The organism is Paracidovorax sp. (genome assembly GCF_057642795.1).
Window position 1 is genome coordinate 29638 of record NZ_JBXYZY010000037.1, and the last position, 18914, is coordinate 48551.

An 18914-nucleotide genomic window follows, 5' to 3' on the forward strand; every position below is an offset into this window, starting at 1 on the left:
TCAGGCCGCCGGCCTGAGCAGGCTGGCCAGGTCCGGTGCATTGGGAGGCGGCGGGGCCACTTCGAGCTGCGCTTCCAAGCGCTGCAGGTGATCGAGCATGCGGCGTGCGGCCTCGGGCGCATCGCGCAGGCGGATGGCGTCCAGCAGCGCCCGGTGTTCACGGCAGCCGCAGGCCGTGGCGTCGGCGCGCGCGCGGGTATGGCTGGGGCTGTAGGTCATGAGGACGAGCGAAGTGCGCGACACCAGTTCCCTCAGGATGCGGCCCAGCGTCGCGTGCCGTGCCGCCTGCGCGATATGCAGGTGGAAGTCGCCCGACAGCCGGATGGCCCGGCGCATGTCGCCGGCCGCGCGCGCGGCCTCTTCATCCTCGATGCAGGTGCGCAGCCGTGCCACCTCGGCCTCGCCGGCCGCGGCGATGAACAGGGCCACCAGGCGGGGCTCGATCAGGCGGCGCGCCTCGAACACTTCGCGGGCCTCCTGCACGGTGGGCTCGGCGATGACGGCGCCCCGATGAGGCGTGAGGGTGACCACCTGCTCGCTGGCCAGCCGCACCAGCACCGGCCGCACCCGGGTGCGCGACACGCCAAACGCGGCAGCCAGCTTGTCCTCCACCAGCTTGGTGCCCGGAGCCAGCCGGTGATCGAGGATGGCGGAGACCAGGCGCTCGTACATGTCGCCCTCGCTCGGCAAGGCGGCGGCCCGGGGACGCGCAGGCCGCAAGGCCCGGGTGGCTGCGCCATCGGTCATGCGGCCCGGCCCTTGCGCCTGCGGCCGAGCGCCCATGCCCAGGCCAGCGCGCAACCCATCACCAGGAAGGACACCAGCGTGGTCACCGTGCCCAGGGCGTAGATGGCCGGCGTGGTCACCGTGGTGGTCAGGCCCTGCAGCTCCAACGGCAGCGTATTGACATCGCCGATGGCCTGCGAGGTGCGGGCGATCTCGTCCCAGCTCAGCGTGAAGCCGAACATGCCTATGCCCACCACCGAGGGCCCGATGAGCGGCAGCACCACATGCCTGAAGCCCTGCCACGGCGTGGCGCCCAGGTCGCGCGCGGCCTCTTCATAGGCCGGATTGAAGCGGTTGAACACCGCGAACATGATGAGCAGGCCGAAGGGCAGCGTCCAGGTCAGGTGCGCGCCCAGCGCCGAGGTGAACAGGCCCAGCGAGGTGCCATAGCCCTCCTGCGCACTGTCCATGCCCAGCGCGCCCAATACGGCCTTGATGGCGGAGTCCAGCAACCGGAACTCCAGCCCGATGCCCAGCGACACGATGATCGACGGCATGATCAGGCTGGCCACCACCACGAAGAACAGCAGGTTCCCGCCCCGCAGCTTCTTTCGGAAGGCCAGCCCCGCCAGCACCGACAGCACCACGGTGCATGCCATCACCGCCAGCCCCAGGCCCAGCGAGCGCGACAGCGCCGCGCCGATGTCCACCACGCCCAGCCCTTCGGCCAGCTTGCGGAACCAGTGCAGCGACACGCCGCGCATGGGAAAGGTGAGCCCGCCTTCCGGCCCCTGGAAGCTCAGCACAAGGATGACGAGCATGGGTCCGTACATGAAGAGCACGAACAGGGCGAAGACGATGGCCAGCAGCCAGAAGCCGAGCGGACGGGGTTCGCGGGGACGCATCTCAGAGCTCCTTGCGGATGTCGACCAGCCGGGTCAGGGCCCAGATGATCATCAGCACGATGGCCAGCAGGATCACCGCATTGGCCGCCGCCAGCGGAAACTGCAGGTACGAGGTCTGCACCTGGATGATCTTGCCCACCGAGGCGATCTGCTGGCCGCCCATGACGCCGATGGTGACGAAGTCACCCATCACGATGGTGATGACGAAGATCGAGCCGATCAGGATGCCGGTGCGCGACAGGGGAACGATCACGTTCCACAGCGTCTGCCAGCCCGACGCGCCGGAGTCGCTCGCCGCCTCCAGCAGGCTGCGGTCGATGCGCATCATGCTGTTGAAGATCGGCACGATCATGAACATGGTGTAGAGATGCACGAAGGCCAACACCACGGAAAAATCGGAAAAGAGCAACCATTCGATGGGCTGGTCCACCAGGTGCAGTTCCATGAGCGTCTGGTTCACCAGCCCGTTGCGCCCCAGCAGCGGCACCCACGAAATCATGCGGATGACGTTGGAGGTCCAGAACGGCACGGTGCACAGCACGAAGAGCAGCGTCTGCATGCCGGCCGAGCGCACATGGAAGGCGAGAAAATACGCCACCGCGAAGCCCAGCACCAGCGTGATGCACCACACCAGCACGCTGAACTTGATGGTGGAGTAGTAGGTGCGCAGCGTGGTGCAGGGGTCCGACAGGCTGGCGCAGCCGTCGAAGATCGCCGCATAGTTCTTGAGCGTGAAGCCGGGCAGCAACTCGTATTCGTTGAAGTCCCAGAAGCTGACCATGGCGATCAGCGCCAGCGGAATCAGGAAGAACAGCACGAACACAGCCGTGAACGGGGCCGCCTGCCACCAGGCTGCGATGCTGCGGCCCGGCAGCGCCGCTGCGGTGGCAGTGGCAGGGGCGCCGGCGAGTTGAGAGGTCGAAGGTGTGCGCATGGCGTGCGGAGGTGTTCGGGATGGCGTCCGGAAGGCCGGGCGGCGTGGTGCGCCGCCCGGGGGGCATCGATCAAGCCGCCACGAACTCATTCCATTTCTGGACCATGTAGTTGTTCTCGTCCATCACCGCGTTCCAGCAGGCGATGGCACCCATGCGCGCTTCGTAGCTGCCACCGTCGCGCACCGCGCCGGCCTTGGCCAGCACCTCGCCGTTGGGGCTCTTGATGTCCTGGGCGGCGGGCTTGCCCTCCATCCAGTACGCCCATTCGTAGGGCTCCATCTTGGCCTTGGCCGTATCCAGCACGGCGCTGTAGTAGCCCTGGCGGTTGAGGTAGGCGCCGGCCCAGCCGTCGAGGAACCAGTTGATGAATTCGTAGGCTCCGTCGAGCTTGCGGCCCGACAGCGTGGCCGGCAGTCCGAAGCCCGCGGCCCAGGCGCGGTAGCCTTCCTTGAGCGGCTGGAAGTTGCAGGCCACGCCCTTGGTCCGCACGGCCGTGACGGCAGGGCTCCACATCGACTGGATGACGACCTCGCCGGAAGCCATCAGGTTGACCGATTCGTTGAAGTCCTTCCACAGCGCGCGGAACTGACCGGCGCGCTTGGCCTCGATCAGCGTCTTGATGGTGAGGTCGATCTCCTTCTTGGTCATGTTGCCCTTGTCGGGATACTTGTACAGGCCCATGGCCTCGACCACCATCGCCGCATCCATGATGCCGATGGAGGGAATGTTCAGAATCGCCGCCTTGCCCTTGAACTCGGGGTTCAGCAGTTCGGCCCAGGAGTTGATGGGGCGCTTGATGAGGTCGGGCCGGATCCCCAGCGTGTCGGCGTTGTAGACCGTGGGAATCAGGCTCATGAACTGCGTGGGGCTCTTGGCGAAGACCTTGCTTTTCTCGCCTTCGAGGTAGATCACCTTCTTGGGCGCCGTGCCCTGGTCGCCCACGGCCTTGCCGCCCACTTCGCCCTTGGTGAAGAGCGGCGTGATCTTGTCCGCGTTCTTGATGCGCTTGCTGTCGATGCCCTTGAGGTTGCCCGTGGGCACGATCTTCTTGAGCGAGAAGTACTCGGTGTCGATCAGATCGAAGCTGTTGGGCGCCGTCACCGCGCGCTTGGTCACGTCGTCGGTGGTCACGGCCACGTACTGGATCTCGATGCCGGTGTCGGCCTTGAACTTCTCGGCGATCGCCTTGTCCTGGTTCACCGCCGTGCCCAGATAGCGCAGCACGATCTTCTCCTGCGCATGGACGGCGGGGAAGACCCCCGCGGCCAGGATGCCCGCCGTGCCCTTGAGCAGGGAACGGCGCTGCATGCCGGAGACGTTGTGGGCGGCGGATTCTGCAAGCACATCGGACATGGTGAAAACTCCTTGATAAAAAGAGAGAGGACAGGAGGAGGCAGGGCTTCTTGCGAAGGCGAAGGGGACGGAGAAAAAGGGAAGACGATGGGGGAGCCAGCGGTTTTCAGGCCGCAGCCGCCTGCAGCGGATGCGCCCTGGATGGCTGCCAGTGCAGGAGCACGGGCTGGCCCACCGCGCAGGGCCGCGCCAGGTGGACCGCCTCGGGCACCATCACCGAATACTCCGCCGTGGCGTGGGCGGACAAGGCCGCGCCCGCGCGCTGCAGGCCTAGCAGCACATAAGGGCCCTGGTATTCCACGTCGGTGACGACGGCGGGCATGTGCATGGCGCCCTCGGGCGGTGCAGCCCCGTCGGGCAGCACGCCCAGGTGGTCGGTCCGCACGCCCACCTTGCCTTGCGGCGTCTCGATCACGTTGTGGCCGCCCATGAAGCGCGCCACGAACTCGCTGGCCGGGCGGTTGTAGACGTCGTAGGGCGTGCCCACCTGCTCGATCACGCCGCTGTTCATCACCACCATGGTGTCGGCCAGCGCCATGGCCTCCTCCTGGGAATGGGTGACGTGGATGAAGGTGAGGCCCAGTTCCTTCTGCCAGCGGCGCAGCTCGGCACGCATCTGGACGCGCAGGAAGGGGTCGAGCGCGGACAGCGGCTCGTCGAGCAGCAGCACCCGCGGCTGCGTGATGAGCGCACGGGCCAGCGCCACGCGCTGCTGCTGCCCGCCCGACAGCTCGGCCGGCTTGCGCTCCACCAGGTGGCCCATGGCCACGCGTTCGAGCAGCGCGGCGGCCCGGGCGCGGCGCTCAGCCTGGCCCACGCCTTTCATCTTCAGGCTGAAGGCGACATTGTCGAGCGCCGAGAGGTGCGGAAACAGCGCGAAGCTCTGGAACATCATGGCCGTACCGCGCGCCGCGGCGGGCAGCTGAGTGATGTTGCGGTTGTCCAGCAGCACGTCCCCGCTGGTGACCGTTTCATGCCCCGCGATCATGCGCAGCGTGGTGCTCTTGCCGCAGCCCGACGGGCCCAGCAGGCAGCAGTAGCTGCCGCTTGCGATCCGCAGATCGATGTTGTCCACCGCGGGCTTGCCCTGCGCATACCGCTTGGTCAGCGCAACGACTTCGATGGCGGCAGGAACCGGATGGAGGGATTTCGATTGCATGACCCACGGCCACGCAAACGGCGTGCCATGTTTGCATGCAATAGCCGGCACTTTTTGTACACAAAATGCACCGATTCCGTGCACACCCGCCACCGCGCCACGCACCATGAGGCGCCCACCTCCCGGCGCGCCCTCCCGGCGATACGCCCGGCCCAAGCGGAGAAGGAAGGCGGATCCGATCCGGCCCGCGCCGCAGCCCTGCAAAGGCGCCGCCGGAAGACACGCCCTACACTTGGGCCCTTTGCTCACGACCGCATTCAGCCCATGACGTACTGCGTCGCCATCAAACTCAACGCCGGACTGGTCTTCCTCTCCGACTCCCGCACCAATGCTGGCCTCGACCAGATCAGCTCCTTCCGCAAGATGATGATCTACGAGAAGACGGGCGACCGCTTCATGGTGCTGCTGTCGGCAGGCAACCTGAGCATCTCGCAGTCGGTGCGCGAGATCCTGCAGACCGAGCAGATCGCCAGCCGTGAGGAAGGCGGCGAGCCCATCACCATGTGGAACGCCACCAGCATGTTCGAGGTCGCGCGCGTGCTGGGCTCGGCCGTGCGCCGGGTCCACGAGCGCGACGGCGCCGCGCTCAAGCGATCGGGCGTGGACTTCAACGTGTCGCTGGTCCTGGGCGGGCAGATCCGGGGCGAGGGCATGCGCCTCTTCCAGGTCTATTCGGCCGGCAACTTCATCGAGGCCACCTCCGAAACGCCCTACTTCCAGGTGGGCGAATCCAAGTACGGCAAGCCCGTGCTCGACCGCGTGCTCACACCGGAGACCCCGCTGGCCGAAGCCGCCAAGTGCGCACTGGTGTCGATGGACAGCACGCTCAAGTCCAACCTGTCAGTGGGCCTGCCGCTCGATCTGGTGGTCTATGAGGCCGGCAGCTTCTCCGCCGACAAGATCGTCTGCATCGACGAGCACAACCCCTACTTCCGCATGCTGCACGACAGCTGGGGCCAGAAGCTGCGCCAGGTGTTCGACAGCATCGAGGACCCGGCCTGGAACGGCGGTGCGACCGAGGTGCCGATCCGCGTGGACAACGCCCGCAACAAGCCGCTGCGCAAGATCACCAATCCGCGCGACAAGCTGGTCTGAAACAACCCAGCCAGGGCATCCGCCCAACCCCAAGGCCGAAATCCATGCCCCGCATCGTCTTCTCCCACGCCAACAGCTTTCCGGCCAGCACCTACCGCGTGATGTTCGCCGAGCTGCAGCGGCGCGGCTTCGATGTCGCCGCCGTGCCGCAGTTCGGCCACGACGAGCGCTACCCCGTCACCAACAATTGGCCCCACCTGGTGCAGCAGCTGGCGGATTTCGCCCAGGCCCAGCAGCAGGCGAGCGGCGAGCCGGCCTTCCTGGTCGGCCACTCGCTGGGCGGTTTTCTCAGCGTGATGACGGCGGCACGCCATCCGCAGCTGGCGCGCGGCGTACTGCTGCTGGATTCGCCCCTGCTGAGCGGCTGGCGTGCCAGCGCCCTCGACGTGGCCAAGCGCACGCAACTGGTGGGCGCAGTCTCGCCCGGCAAAGTCAGCCGGGCGCGGCGCAACCATTGGACCAACACCGAAGAGGCACTGGAGCACTTCAGCCGCAAGAAAGCCTTCATGCACTGGGACCGGCAGGTGCTGCGCGACTACGTCACCCATGGCCTGCGCGACCACGAAGGCCAGCGCGTGCTGGCCTTCGACCGCGACGTGGAGACGGCCATCTACAACACGCTGCCCCACGACTTCGGGCGCATGCTGCGCCAGCATCCGCTGCGCTGCCCTGCCGCCTTCATCGGCGGGCTGGCATCGCAGGAGCTGCGCCAGGTGGGCATGGTGATGACCCAGCGCATCACCCAGGGACGCATCACCCTGGTGGACGGCAGCCACCTTTTCCCCATGGAAAAGCCCATCGCCACGGCTGCGGCCATCGAAGCCGCACTGCTGAATCTGGCCCACGCGCAAGGCAGCGACGGCTGAAACACCATCGCGGGGCGGCGACACGACTCTAAAAGTCACGCGCAAGCACTGCCCAAGAGTCCTTCGAGGACTTGGTCATCCCCTACACTGCAACCGCTTTGCAGGAAGGGGGATTACGCCCCCTGTCTTTATCCGTTGCCCTCTTTTTCCACGGCGCGTCATGAACAGCATGCCCGAACCCCGAGCCCCCAGGTCCGAAGCGATTGCACCTCACTGGCGGGCCGACCCGCTGGCAGACGACACCATTGCGCGCATCCTCGGGCTCTGGCCACAAGACGCGCTGCCGGGCGCGCAAGCGCTGCAGTGGCAGCGCATCGCCGCCGTCAACAAGGCCTTCGCCACCTGGACCGACAACGCCGCGATGGCTGAATGGCAAGCGCCGGACTCGGTGCCGCAGGATATCGCCGAGGCCCTGCAGGACTTCATCCGCGCAGCGCGAGATCTGCCGCCCTGGGCCGACCCGGCGCTCATCGGGCGCGCCGAACGGGCATTCATGGACCACGGCGTGCTTTCCTGCACGCTGCTGTTCTGCGCGAGCCTGCCCGAGTGCTACATCATTCCCGACCTGGCGAGCGTGCTGCATGCCACGGGCCAGCTCGAATACAACACCGAGCACCGCATCCGCAGCACCGCAGCGATGATCTTCCCCGTGATGATGCACGGCGGGCTGACGCGTCCACAGGGCTCAGGCGTCGCCCAGGTGCTCAAGGTCCGGCTGATCCACGCCACCATCCGCTACCTGATCCTGCGCGAAGAGCCGCAACCGGGCCGTGCCCACGTGCGCAATGTCGCGCCGCTGGAGCGCCCGGCCCAGCCCACCATCTATCAGGTCCTGGCCGCACTGGGCTGGAATACGGAGCGTGACGGGCTGCCCTGCAACCAGTCCGAACTGGCCTATACCCTACTCACCTTCGGCTATGTCTTCCTGCGGGGCATGCGGCGGCTGGGTATCGGCCTCTCCGAGGCCGACGAGCAAGCGTATCTGCACACCTGGAACGTGGTGGGCCACGTGCTGGGCATCGAAGGCGCACTGATGATCCACACCATGGACCAGGGCAAGGACTTGCTGCAACGCATGCAGACCGAAGGCCAGGCCCATCTGACCCCGCCGGATGTGAGGCCGGCCCTGGCGGGAGCGCTCATGTCCGCCATGGAACAGGTCATTCCCTGGCGCATTGCCCGCCCCTTCCCCCGGCTGATGACGCGCTATCTCTGCGACCGCGTGAACTTTGCGCAGCTGGGGCTCGATGACCAGCAGCCGCCCTTGCTGTCGTGGCTGGTGTTCTGGTTCCTGATGGGTACCGCACGGCTGGTGGATGCTGCAGCGCGGTGCTTCCTCCCACGTTTCTCGATCACCCGCATGCTGATGCGGGTGATGGGCTACCACCTGCTGGTGAAGCTGCTCATGAGTCAGACACGGCCGCTGCAGCTGCCCGAGGGACTGCTCGCTCAAATGAAGCGGACGGTAGCCAGTTGGAGCGACGACCCGAAAGCGCCCCGGTGGCTCAACCGGCTCGAAGACCGATTGACGATCACCGGGACCTGGAGCCCTGTACCCAGCCCCTCAGCCACCACGGCCAGTTGCGGGCCGCGGCCGGCGCACTGAGAGCGAGACAAGACTCTCCATGCCGGCATCCTCGCTTCCTGCCGTCGCACTGCCTGCCCCAGCACACCCCTGCGGCACAGGCAAGTGGACACGTTACATCTGCGCCCACGGTCGGTGGCTGTGGCTGCTGCTGGCTTGTTTTTGGGCTGGTCTGAGTGGGGCTGCGCCGGCGCGGGCGCAGCCGGTGCTGTGGCTGCAGACCGGTACGCCACCGACAAAGGCCTGGCCTTACGTGCATGTGCTTTCCGATCCGAGCCTCAAGCTCGGCATCGAGGAGGTGATGGGCCGGCCCGATGCGTTCGAGATACCCGACGTCAAACCCGGCTCCCTGGGCGTGCGTACCGATGCGGTCTGGCTGCGCGTGGAACTGCAGGCGCTGGGAAACCACCCCGTGGCTGCCGCGGTGAGCATCGACTACGCGCTGCTCAACGAGGTGGACGTGTATCTGGTCCACCGGGGCAATGTCGTGCAGCGCGCAGCAATCGGCAACATGCAGCCCATAGCCGCACGGCCACTGCTGTGGCGCACCCCGGCCATGAACCTGCCGGTCGCGCCCGGGGAGCGCTACGAGCTCTACATCCGAGTGCGCACCGGCGGTGGGATGATCGTGCCGCTCTTCATCGGCGAAAAGCGGCTCATCGCCCCGCGCATGCTGGGCGAACAGATGGTGCAGGGCATGTTCGCGGGGCTCGCCATCTGCCTGCTGGTGTACAGCCTGTGGCAATGGATCTCGTTGCGCCAGCGACTCTTTCTCTACTACGCGCTGCTGGTGCTGGGCAGCGGTGGCTTTTCCGTCCAGTTCTTCGGCATCGGCGGACAGTTTCTCTGGGGCGACAACCTCTGGATGGAGAAGCACATCGGCAGCCTGTGCGGCTTCCTCGGCGCCCTGGCCTCGTTCCTCTTCATGGGGCATGTGCTGGATGCCAGCCAGCCCACCCGGCGCTTCATTCGGATCATGCAGGGTTGCGCCCTGCTCACCGGCGTGCTGGGCCTGGCCTTCGCGCTCGACCTGATGTCGGTGCGCGTGGCCATGACGGTGCTGGGCCTGATCGGCCCCATGCCCTCCGTCCTCAGCGTGCCGCTGGCCCTGCGCCAGGCGCGGCGCGGCGACCCGCTGGGCCACACGCTGATGTATGCCTGGGCGGCTTATCTGCTCGCCGCCGTCACGCTGGGCCTGTTGGTGCATGGCAAGCTGCCCGCCGACGTCTGGACGCTGCACGCCTTCTAGGCCGGCGCCGTGCTGGACATGCTGCTCTTCATGCGCATGCTGGGTCTGCGCACCGCCGCCCTGCGATTGGAGGCCCAGCGGGCCAGCCGCGAGCGCGATGCCATGCAATCGCTGGCCCACACCGATCCGCTGACAGGCCTGCCCAACCGCCGTGGGCTGGACAAGGCCCTGGAGTCGGCCCTGCCCCGCTCGCGGCCAGGTGGCCTGCTGGCGCTCTACATGCTCGACCTGGACGACTTCAAGCCGGTGAACGACCGCTTCGGCCACGACGTGGGCGACCACCTGCTGGTGGCGGTCACCGCGCGGCTGCGCGAGCACCTGCGCAACTCGGACACCGTGGCGCGCGTGGGCGGCGACGAATTCGTGGTCATGGCCTGCGACCTGCACACCCCTGACCAGGCGCACGAGCTGGGCTGCACGCTGCTGGAGGCGTTCCGCACCCCGTTCCGCGTGGGCGCCTACGACCTGCGCGTGGGCCTGACCATCGGCTACGCGCTGGCCCCCACCGACGCCGCCGACGCGGCCACGCTCATCAAGCTGGCGGACGCAGCCATGTACAGCGGCAAGCACGGTGGGCGCTTCTGCCTGCGTCGCAATACCGGCGTGCCGACCCCCAGCGCAGCCTGAGCGCGCGCAGGGAAGGCCGTTGCAAGAAAAAAGGGTGCCCGGGCCGGCAGCCGGGGCACCCTGCATGGGCATTCCGCGACCGTGCGGGCAACCCGCACAGCGCGTTTCAGGACGGCAGAATCACTCCGCCCACGCCACCAGCCCCGACCAGGCCGTGACCAAGACGATCACGCCAAACACGATGCGGTAGTACGCGAAAGGCACGAAGCTGTGCGTGCTGATGTAGCGCAGCAGCCAGCGCACACAGATCAGGGCGCTCACGAAAGAGAACACCAGGCCCGTGGCGAAGAGCGGCAGGTCGGCCCAGGCCAGCAAGTGGCGTTCCTTGATGAGGCTGTACACGCCCGCGCCGATCAGCGTGGGGATGGCCAGGAAGAACGAGAAATCGGTCGCGGCCTTGCGCGACAGGCCCAGCAACATGCCACCGATGATGGTGGCGCCGCTGCGGCTGGTGCCGGGCACCATGGCCAGGCACTGCACCAGGCCCACCTTGAGCGCATCCATCACCGTCATGTCGTCCACCGACTCCACACGCACCGCGGTCGCCGTGCGCTTTTCGGCCCAGAGGATGATGAAGCCGCCAATGATGAAGGTGCTGGCGACCACGGTGGGCGTGAAAAGGTGCGCCTTGATGGCCTTGCCGAACAAGAGCGCCAGCACCACGGCGGGCAGGAAGCCCACGAACACGTTGAGCGCGAAGCGCTGCGCATTGCGCTGGGTGGGCAGGGCCACCAAGGTTTCGCGGATCTTCTGCCAATAGACCATGATGACGGCGAAGATGGCGCCGGTCTGGATGGCGATGTCGAAGACCTTGGCCTTCTCGTCGTCGAAACCCAGCAGCGCACCGGCCAGGATGAGGTGGCCCGTGGAGGAAACGGGCAGAAACTCGGTCAGGCCTTCGACCACGCCCATGATGGCGGCCTTGAGCAGCAAAAGAATGTCCACGGGAATTCGTCGTAAGTTGGAGGGAGTCGGGATTATGTGTCCTCGCCACCGCTCGCCAACGCGCACATCCGACCACCTGCACCCGCAAAGCTGCCGCTCGCACCCTGCGTCGGCCGCTTCGTCGCCAGGCGCTGGCACCTTTGCGGACTCTGGCCGACAGTCGCGCCATCGCCACACATCGCCAGGGAAACACACCATGCTGCTGGATCTGATCGTTCACCGACCGCAGGCCATCGCCGGGCTGCTGCGCGGCACCCTGAAGGGCGTGTGGCTGCTGCTGGCTGCGCTGGCGGCGCTAGGCCTGTCGCAATGCCGGCCGCGCAGTGCCGGCCTGGCCCGCACGGTGGCGCTGCCGCTGGCCATGGCGGCCCTGGGCGCCTGGGGCGTGCTGGCCGCCGCCCGGACGGCCGGCCTCGCGTGGGAACCGCTGACACTGTGGCTGGCTGCCGCACTGGCTACCGGCGCCCTGCTGTGGTGGCTCGCGCCGCAGGCCCCGGCCGGCACCCGCTACGACGCGCCTACGCGCCGCTTTCACCTGCCGGGCAGCCCCGTGCCGCTGCTCCTGATCCTGGCGGTGTTCTGCATCAAATACGCCGTGGGGATCGAGACAGCGCTGGACCCGGCGCACGCCGCCCGCTCCGGCTTCGCGCTGTCGGTGGCCGCCGTCTATGGGGTGGCGACCGGCTGCTTCCTGGCCCGCGTGGCGCGCCTGCTGCACCTGGCACGGCCCGCGCGATCTGCCGTGCCCGCCTGACCCTGGACCCCTCGCCCCATGAGCCGCCGCGTCGCCCCTGACCTCCTCCGCCACGGCCTGCTGGTCGCAGCCTTCTGCGTCGCCATCGCGGCGTCGCTCACCCTGGCGGGCAACGGCCGGCTGGACGACAACCTCGCGTATGCGCTGGGAATCGGCCTCTTCAGCTGGATCAGCATCGACCTGGGCCGGCTCTGGTTCTCGCGCCATCAAGAGGCTCCCTGGCCGCAGGGCTGGCACGGAGTCCAGGGCTGGTTGGTGGTGGCGGCCGGCTCGGCGTTCGGCTACGGCACCGGCATGGCGCTGGGCCACTGGTATAGCGGCCTGCCACTGCAGTTGCCGAGCTTCGCCTCACCCTTCGCGCTCAGTTCGCCCCTGGTCATCACCGTCGTCGCCAGCGTGGTGATCTCGTTCTTCTTCTACAGCCAGGGCAAATCGCGCTTTCTCACCGCCAGCGTGGCGCAGGCCCAGCGCGATGCAGCCGAGGCGCAGCTTGCGCTGCTGCAGTCGCAGCTCGAGCCGCACATGCTGTTCAACACGCTGGCCAACCTGCGCGTGCTGGTGGCGTGCGACCCCGAGCGGGCCCAGGCCATGCTGGACCACCTCATCGACTACCTGCGCGCCACGCTGGGCGCATCGCGCGCCACCCGGCACCCGCTGGCCGACGAGTTCGCACGCATCAACGACTACCTGGCGCTGATGGCCGTGCGCATGGGCCCCCGCCTGGCATTCACGCTGGATTTGCCCGCCGATCTGCAGGCCGCTCCGGTGCCGCCCCTGCTGCTGCAGCCACTGGTGGAGAACGCCATCCGCCACGGGCTGGAGCCTACGCTGGCCGGCGGCCACATCACCGTGCGGGCGCGGCGCCTGCCCGCCACGCCGGCCCAGCCCGAACGCCTGGAGCTGACGGTGGAAGACGATGGCGCCGGCCTGCCCCCGGGCAGCATGCCCACCGCAGCGCCGCAGGGCGCGAGCCGCTTCGGGCTGGTGCAGGTACGCGAGCGGCTCGCCGTATTGCACGGCGCGCAGGCCACTCTTGAATTGATAGCACCACGCCCAGGCATCACCTGCGCCCGAGCCGTATTTCCGTTGGATTCCACATCCGCATCGAGATCGACACCGCCATGCCCGCCCCCCGCGCCCTGATCGCCGAAGACGAACCCCTGCTGGCCGAGGCGCTGCGCCGCGAGTTGGCCCATGCCTGGCCCGAGCTGCAGCTGGCCGCCACCGTGGGCGACGGCCACTCCGCCGTGCGCGAGGCGCTGGCGCTGCGGCCCGAGGTGCTGTTCTTCGACATCCGCATGCCCGGCCTGGACGGGCTGGAGGCCGCGCACGAGCTGGCCGATGCCTGGCCGCAGGGCGCAGGAGCGCCGCCCGTTCCCGCGCTGGTCTTCATTACGGCCTACGACCAGTACGCGGTCCAGGCCTTCGAGGCGCAGGCGATCGACTATGTACTCAAGCCCGTGCAGCCGCAGCGGCTGGCGCGGACGGTGCAGCGGCTGCAGGAGCTGTTGGCGCGGCGCGCGGCGACGGCCGCTGCCGCCGCCAGCGCCGCAGGGCCCGATGCGGCGCTGCAGGCCATGCTGGAGCAGCTGCGTGCCCTCGTCGCCCTGCCGCTGGCCGCCGGGGTGGCGCAGCCGGACCCGGCCCCCCCGCTGCAGATGCTGCAGGCCGGCCTGGGCGCCCAGATCCACTTGGTGCCGGTGCAGGACGTGGTGTATCTGGAGGCCGCCGACAAGTACGTGCGGGTGCTGACGGCGCAGCACGAATACCTGGTGCGCACGCCGCTCAAGGAACTGGCCGCACAGCTCGACGCGCAGCAGTTCTGGCAGATCCACCGCGGCACCGTGGTGCGCGCCACGGCCATGGTCAGCGCCATGCGCGACGAGGCGGGCCGGCTGCACCTGCAGCTGCGCGAGCGGCCCGAACGGCTGGCGGTGAGCCGGCTCTACGCCCACCGCTTCAAGGCGATGTAGGCGAGGCCGGCCCTGAAGGGCTTCAGACCGGGTAGGTGCCCGGGATCAGGATGTTCCGGTCCACATTCTGGATGTTGATGTGTCCGCAGAAAGCCATGGTCACGTCCAGCTCCTTGTGGATGAGCTGCAATGCGCGGGTCACGCCGGCTTCGCCGTAGGCGCCCAGGCCATAGACCATGGCGCGGCCGATCATGGTGCCGCGCGCGCCCAGGGCCCACGCCTTGAGCACGTCCTGGCCGGAGCGGATTCCGCCGTCCATCCACACCTCGATCTGCGACCCCACCTCGGCCACGATGGCGGGCAGCGCGGCGATCGACGAAGGTGCGCCGTCCAGCTGACGGCCGCCGTGGTTGCTGACCACGATGGCGTCGGCGCCAGCGGCCACGGCCAGGTGCGCGTCCTCGGCATCCATGATGCCCTTCAGGATCAGCTTGCCGCCCCACTGTTCCTTGACCCAGGCGACGTCGGCCCACGACAGGCGCGGGTCGAACTGCTCGTTGGTCCAGGCCGAGAGCGAACGCATGTCGGTCACGCCCTTGACGTGGCCCACCAGGTTCCGGAAGGTGTGGCGGCGCGTGCCGGCCATGCCCAGGCACCAGTGCGGCTTGGTCATCAGGTTGACGATGTTCTTGAGCGTGGGGCGCGGTGGCGCCGACAGGCCGTTCTTGATGTCTTTGTGCCGCTGGCCGATCACCTGCAGGTCGAGCGTGAGCACCAGCGCGCTGCACTTGGCGGCGCGGGCGCGCTGGATCATGCGGGCCATGGCGTCGCGGTCGCGCATCATGTAGAGCTGGAACCAGAAGGGCGCGCTGGTGTGCTCGGCGATGTCCTCGATCGAGCAGATGCTCATGGTGGACAGCGTGAACGGAATGCCGAACTTCTCGGCAGCGCGCGCGGCGTGGATCTCGCCGTCGGCATGCTGCATGCCCGTGAGGCCCACCGGCGCGATGGCCACCGGCATGCGGGCCGGCGTGCCGACCATGCTCACGGCGGTGCTGCGGCCGTCCATGTTCACCGCCACGCGCTGGCGCAGCTTGATGCGCTGGAAGTCCTCGGAGTTGGCGCGGTAGGTGCCTTCGGTCCAGGAGCCCGAGTCGGCATAGTCGTAGAACATGCGCGGCACGCGGCGCTCGGCCACGGTGCGCAGGTCTTCGATGGTGGTGATTTTGGAAAGGTCAGGCACGGGAAAAATCTCCGAAAAGAGGCGGGCAATCGATGGACGATCGTAGCCCGCACCCGTGCGGCGGTGCGTGAAGGCTTTTGCCCGGCGCGTGAAATTTCTGCAGCCGGCACCGTGGGGCGGCCCTGCCGCAGCCTCAGCGGCGGCGCGCCAGCGCCACGCCCGCGATGGCCAATACGAAGCCCAGCAGCTGCACGGGCGAGAGCCTCTCGCCGAAGATCAGCCACGCCTGCAGGGCCGACAAGGGCGGCACACCCAGCAGCAGCGCGGTGGTGCGCGTGGCTTCGCCGCGGCGCATGAGCCAGATCAGCAGCGTGGCGCCGCCGATGGACAGCACCAGCACCGAATAGGCCAGATAGCCCCAGAGCAGCGGTGCATGGTCCCAGCGCGGCTCGCCCAGCCACAGCGCCATGGGCAGCAACGCCAGCACGGCGCCCAGATTCTGCAGCGCGCCGGCACTGCGCAGATCGCCCGCAGCCCAGGGCGACTTCTGCACCATCGAGCCGAGCGTGAGTGCCAGGATGCCGCCCGCGCCCACCAGCACCACGGGCAGCGAGAGGCCTGCCGCGCTGGTGTCCTGCAGGCGCGGCAGCAGCACCAGCGTCACCCCGCTGAAGCCCAGCGCCAGCCCCCACCAGGTGGCGCGCGACAGGCGCTTGCCCAGCACCGCGACAGCGATCAGCGCCGTGAGCAGCGGCTGCAGCGAACCGATGAGCGCCATGACGCCGGCCGGCAGCCCTTGTGCCATGGCCCACCAGCTGGGGCCCACGTAGAGCCCGTTCATCAGCGCACCGGCCAGCAGCTGCATGCCGATGCGCTTGGGGCCGCGCGGCCACGCCACGCGTGCCCACAGCGCCACGGCGATGAACACCAGCGCCACGCAGCCAAAGCGCATCGACAGGAACCAGAACGGATCGGCATGCGGTGCCACGCCGCGCCCCACCAGGAAACCGGTGGACCAGATGAACACGAAGAGCAGGGGGGCGGCGGTATGCATGAACAGAAAAGCGGCGCGGCGCGAAGCAAGGCGCAGGGGCGAGGATGAGACGGGGCTGCGGCAGCGCGTGCGGGCCAGCCCCGCCAGCGGGGCATGGAGTGTAGGCTGCGCGGCGGCAGCTCGGCGTCTCAGCGACGACTCTCCCGCACGCCTGCCCCGCGCACCTCGATCTGCACCTGGTCGAGCACCGCTCCGCGCGCGTCGAGCAGCTCCACCCGGTGCCTGCCCGGCCACGGCAGCCAGCCCCACTGCGTGCCCCGCCCCTGCACCTTGCCGTCGATGCGCCAGCGCAGCGGGCCGGCGCCGGCACCCACGTCGTTCGCTGCGAAGCGCAGGCGCTGGTGGTCCGGCGGAATGTCGGGGTCGAGCGCGATGATGGTGCCCGGCGCCGGCGCCAGGATGCGCGGGCGCGGCGCCTGCGGCTCCCCGCCATCGCCGCCGGCCGCTGCAGCCCCGGGAGCGCGGCCTTGCGTGCCGGAAGCGGCTGCAGCGCGCACGGCTGGTTCGCCTTCCGCTATTGAATCAATAGCAAACTGGCTTTGCTGGGTGCCCGCCAGAAACCATTCCTGCCGGGCACTTTCCAGCGGTGTGCCGCCTGCGCCCGGCTGTGGTCGGTAGCGCACTGCCGCCTGCACCAGGCCCGCGGGCGGCTGGGGCGCGCGGCTGGGCGAGGCACGGTGCAGCCAGCCCATCACCTCGGCCCAGATGGGCGCGGCGCCGCTGGTGCCGCTCACCTCGTGCATGGGCGCGCCGCTGGCGTTGCCCACCCACACGCCCACGGTGTAGCGCTGCGACCAGCCGATGGCCCAGTTGTCGCGCATGTCCTTGCTGGTGCCGGTCTTGACCGCCGTCCAGAAGCGCGTGCCCAGCACGCTGTCGGTGCCGAAGGTGCGGGTGCGGGCGTTGGCGTCGGAGAGGATGTCGCCCACGATGAAGGCGGCGCGCGCATCCAGCGCCTGCACGGGTGCCGGCGCGGCCGGCTCGCCGGGCACGCGCGGCAGCCAGCGCACCGGGCTGTAGCGCCCGCCCTGGGCCAGGGCGCGGTAGGCATTGGCCAGCTGCAGCAGCGGCACCTCGGCACTGCCCAGCGCCAGGCTGTAGCCGTAGTAGCCGCCCGATTCGCGCAGCGGCAGGCCCAGCGCCCGCAGCTGGGCGAAGAAGGCATCGGGCGTGACCATGACCAGCGTGCGCACGGCCGGCACGTTCAGGGAGGCGGCCAGCGCCGTGCGTGCCGACACCCAGCCCTTGAAGCGCCGGTCGTAGTTCTGCGGAATGTAGAGGCCGCCCGCCGTGGGGATGTGGGCCGGCGCGTCATCGACCAGCGATGCGGCCGTGAGCCGCCGCTCGGCAATGGCCTCACCATAGAGAAAGGGCTTGAGCGTGGAGCCGGGCTGGCGCAGCGCGAGCACACCGTCCACCTCGCCCGCGCGGCTGAGCGTGCCCGACGAGCCCACCCAGGCCAGCACCTCGCCGCTGGCGTTGTCCAGCACGACGATGGCGCCGTCCTCCACATTGCGGCCGCGCAGCTCGCGCAGGTGCTGCGTGAGCGACTGCAGGGCCATGCGCTGCAGCGGCGCGCTGAGCGTGGTGGCCACGCGTTCGGGGGGCGGGCTGGCGGCATCGCCCTGGCCGCGCAGCGCCTGACGGGCGAAATGCGGCGCGATGCCTTCGCTCGCATCGAAGGCGCGGCGCTGCAGCGCGGCGGTGGCGAAGAGGTCCAGCGCATCGCATTCGGCGGCAGCGCCGCCCTGGTCGCCATCCTTGCCGCGGCCCTCGCTCGGCTGCATGGCCTGCAGCACGCCGCAGGCACGCTGCGCCACCAGTGCGGCTCGGGCATTGGGCGCGCGCACCAGCGCGGCGGCTACCGCCGCCTCGCGCAGGTCGAGGCCGTGCGGCGCCTTGCCAAAGAGCGTGCGAGAAAGCGCGTCGATGCCGACGATTTCGCCGCGGAATGGCACCAGGTTCAGGTAGGCCTCCAGGATCTGGTCCTTGCGCCAGCGCCGGTCCAGCACCTGGGCCGCCACGGCCTGGCCGAGCTTCTGCGCCGCGCTGCGCCCGCCCGGTCCCTGGCGCCAGTCGCCGTCCAGCAGGCCGGCCAGCTGCATGGTGATGGTGCTGGCGCCGCGCGTGCGCTGGTTCCAGAGGTTGCCCCAGGCGGCGGCGGAAACGGCCGCCCAGTCCACTCCGCTGTGTTCGTAGAAGCGCTTGTCCTCGCTCAGCACCAGGGCCGTGCGCAGCGCGGGCGACACGTCCGCGAGCGGCACCCACTGTCCGCGCCGCACGGTGGCGTCGGTACGCACGCGCTGCAGCACCTCGCCCTCGCGCGAGAGCACCAGGGTGTCGGAGGAACGGAAGTCCGCGCGCACCTCGGCAGGCGTGGGCAGCGCCAGCGCGGACGGAGGGCCGAATGCCAGCAGCGCCACGGCCAGAGCGCCGATCCCGCTGCACCGCATTGCAGCGTGCCGCACCAGGCCATAGGAACGATGGAGCAGTTCGGAGCAGTTCATGGGGTTTGCAGGCTATCACCCCCGGAACCCGCCACCGCTGATGCGTTGGCGCGTCGGG

The 18914-nt window shown here is 68.8% G+C and carries 17 protein-coding genes; 8 read left to right on the forward strand and 9 right to left on the reverse strand.

Features of this window, described 5'->3' with window-relative positions; all coding sequences use genetic code 11:
- The 5 genes from AC3A84_RS14695 to AC3A84_RS14715 form a co-directional block, all read right to left on the reverse strand.
- A complete protein-coding gene (locus tag AC3A84_RS14695) occupies positions 1-747 on the reverse strand; it encodes a GntR family transcriptional regulator (RefSeq protein WP_487970662.1) in 747 nt (248 codons plus the stop codon).
- Positions 744-1631: an ABC transporter permease gene (locus tag AC3A84_RS14700; RefSeq protein ID WP_487970664.1), complete on the reverse strand. Its 888-nt coding sequence runs from the start codon at positions 1629-1631 to the stop codon at positions 744-746. The genes AC3A84_RS14695 and AC3A84_RS14700 overlap by 4 nt, the downstream gene beginning before the upstream one ends.
- 1 nt (position 1632) lies before the next feature.
- Positions 1633-2565, reverse strand: coding sequence for an ABC transporter permease (locus AC3A84_RS14705; protein WP_487970666.1), 933 nt, complete (start codon positions 2563-2565; stop codon positions 1633-1635).
- Between the two features lie 70 nt (positions 2566-2635).
- A complete protein-coding gene (locus AC3A84_RS14710; protein ID WP_487970668.1) occupies positions 2636-3919 on the reverse strand; it encodes an ABC transporter substrate-binding protein in 1284 nt (427 codons plus the stop codon).
- A 106-nt stretch (positions 3920-4025) separates the two neighbouring features.
- The gene (locus tag AC3A84_RS14715) at positions 4026-5078 is read right to left on the reverse strand and encodes an ABC transporter ATP-binding protein (protein WP_487970670.1); all 1053 of its coding nucleotides are present in this window, start codon (positions 5076-5078) and stop codon (positions 4026-4028) included.
- A gap of 264 nt (positions 5079-5342) precedes the next feature.
- On the opposite strand from AC3A84_RS14715, the gene AC3A84_RS14720 reads away from it, so the two are divergent.
- The 5 genes from AC3A84_RS14720 to AC3A84_RS14740 all read left to right on the forward strand — a co-directional run bounded on the left by AC3A84_RS14720 (position 5343) and on the right by AC3A84_RS14740 (position 10500).
- On the forward strand, positions 5343-6173 hold the full coding sequence (locus AC3A84_RS14720) for a proteasome-type protease (RefSeq protein ID WP_487970672.1): 831 nt from the start codon (positions 5343-5345) through the stop codon (positions 6171-6173).
- Positions 6174-6217: 44 nt separating this feature from the next.
- Positions 6218-7039: an alpha/beta hydrolase gene (locus AC3A84_RS14725; RefSeq protein WP_487970674.1), complete on the forward strand. Its 822-nt coding sequence runs from the start codon at positions 6218-6220 to the stop codon at positions 7037-7039.
- A gap of 169 nt (positions 7040-7208) precedes the next feature.
- Positions 7209-8645 (forward strand): oxygenase MpaB family protein, encoded by a 1437-nt coding sequence (locus AC3A84_RS14730; RefSeq protein ID WP_487970676.1) that lies wholly within the window; start codon positions 7209-7211, stop codon positions 8643-8645.
- Positions 8646-8877: 232 nt separating this feature from the next.
- Entirely contained in the window at positions 8878-9873 is a 996-nt protein-coding gene (locus AC3A84_RS14735) for a 7TMR-DISM family protein (protein ID WP_487970678.1), read from the forward strand.
- A gap of 18 nt (positions 9874-9891) precedes the next feature.
- Positions 9892-10500 (forward strand): diguanylate cyclase domain-containing protein, encoded by a 609-nt coding sequence (locus AC3A84_RS14740; RefSeq protein WP_487971051.1) that lies wholly within the window; start codon positions 9892-9894, stop codon positions 10498-10500.
- Positions 10501-10620: 120 nt separating this feature from the next.
- Here AC3A84_RS14740 and AC3A84_RS14745 read toward each other — a convergent pair whose 3' ends face one another.
- Complete coding sequence (locus AC3A84_RS14745) at positions 10621-11445, reverse strand: undecaprenyl-diphosphate phosphatase (RefSeq protein ID WP_487970680.1); 825 nt, start codon at positions 11443-11445, stop codon at positions 10621-10623.
- Between the two features lie 196 nt (positions 11446-11641).
- Here AC3A84_RS14745 and AC3A84_RS14750 point away from each other — a divergent pair, with 196 nt between their 5' ends.
- From AC3A84_RS14750 to AC3A84_RS14760, 3 genes are read left to right on the forward strand one after another with little or no spacing between them, the layout of a single operon-like run.
- Positions 11642-12199, forward strand: coding sequence for a DUF6622 family protein (locus tag AC3A84_RS14750; RefSeq protein WP_487970682.1), 558 nt, complete (start codon positions 11642-11644; stop codon positions 12197-12199).
- Positions 12200-12217: 18 nt separating this feature from the next.
- Complete coding sequence (locus tag AC3A84_RS14755) at positions 12218-13342, forward strand: sensor histidine kinase (protein ID WP_487970684.1); 1125 nt, start codon at positions 12218-12220, stop codon at positions 13340-13342.
- Positions 13321-14172: a LytR/AlgR family response regulator transcription factor gene (locus tag AC3A84_RS14760; RefSeq protein WP_487970686.1), complete on the forward strand. Its 852-nt coding sequence runs from the start codon at positions 13321-13323 to the stop codon at positions 14170-14172. Before AC3A84_RS14755 ends, AC3A84_RS14760 begins: the two co-directional genes overlap by 22 nt.
- A gap of 22 nt (positions 14173-14194) precedes the next feature.
- Here AC3A84_RS14760 and AC3A84_RS14765 read toward each other — a convergent pair whose 3' ends face one another.
- The 3 genes from AC3A84_RS14765 to pbpC form a co-directional block, all read right to left on the reverse strand.
- Positions 14195-15355, reverse strand: coding sequence for an alpha-hydroxy acid oxidase (locus AC3A84_RS14765; RefSeq protein WP_487970688.1), 1161 nt, complete (start codon positions 15353-15355; stop codon positions 14195-14197).
- A 133-nt stretch (positions 15356-15488) separates the two neighbouring features.
- On the reverse strand, positions 15489-16349 hold the full coding sequence (locus tag AC3A84_RS14770) for a DMT family transporter (RefSeq protein WP_487970690.1): 861 nt from the start codon (positions 16347-16349) through the stop codon (positions 15489-15491).
- A 128-nt stretch (positions 16350-16477) separates the two neighbouring features.
- On the reverse strand, positions 16478-18802 hold the full coding sequence (pbpC, locus tag AC3A84_RS14775) for a penicillin-binding protein 1C (RefSeq protein WP_487971052.1): 2325 nt from the start codon (positions 18800-18802) through the stop codon (positions 16478-16480).
- Positions 18803-18914 lie beyond the last annotated feature (112 nt).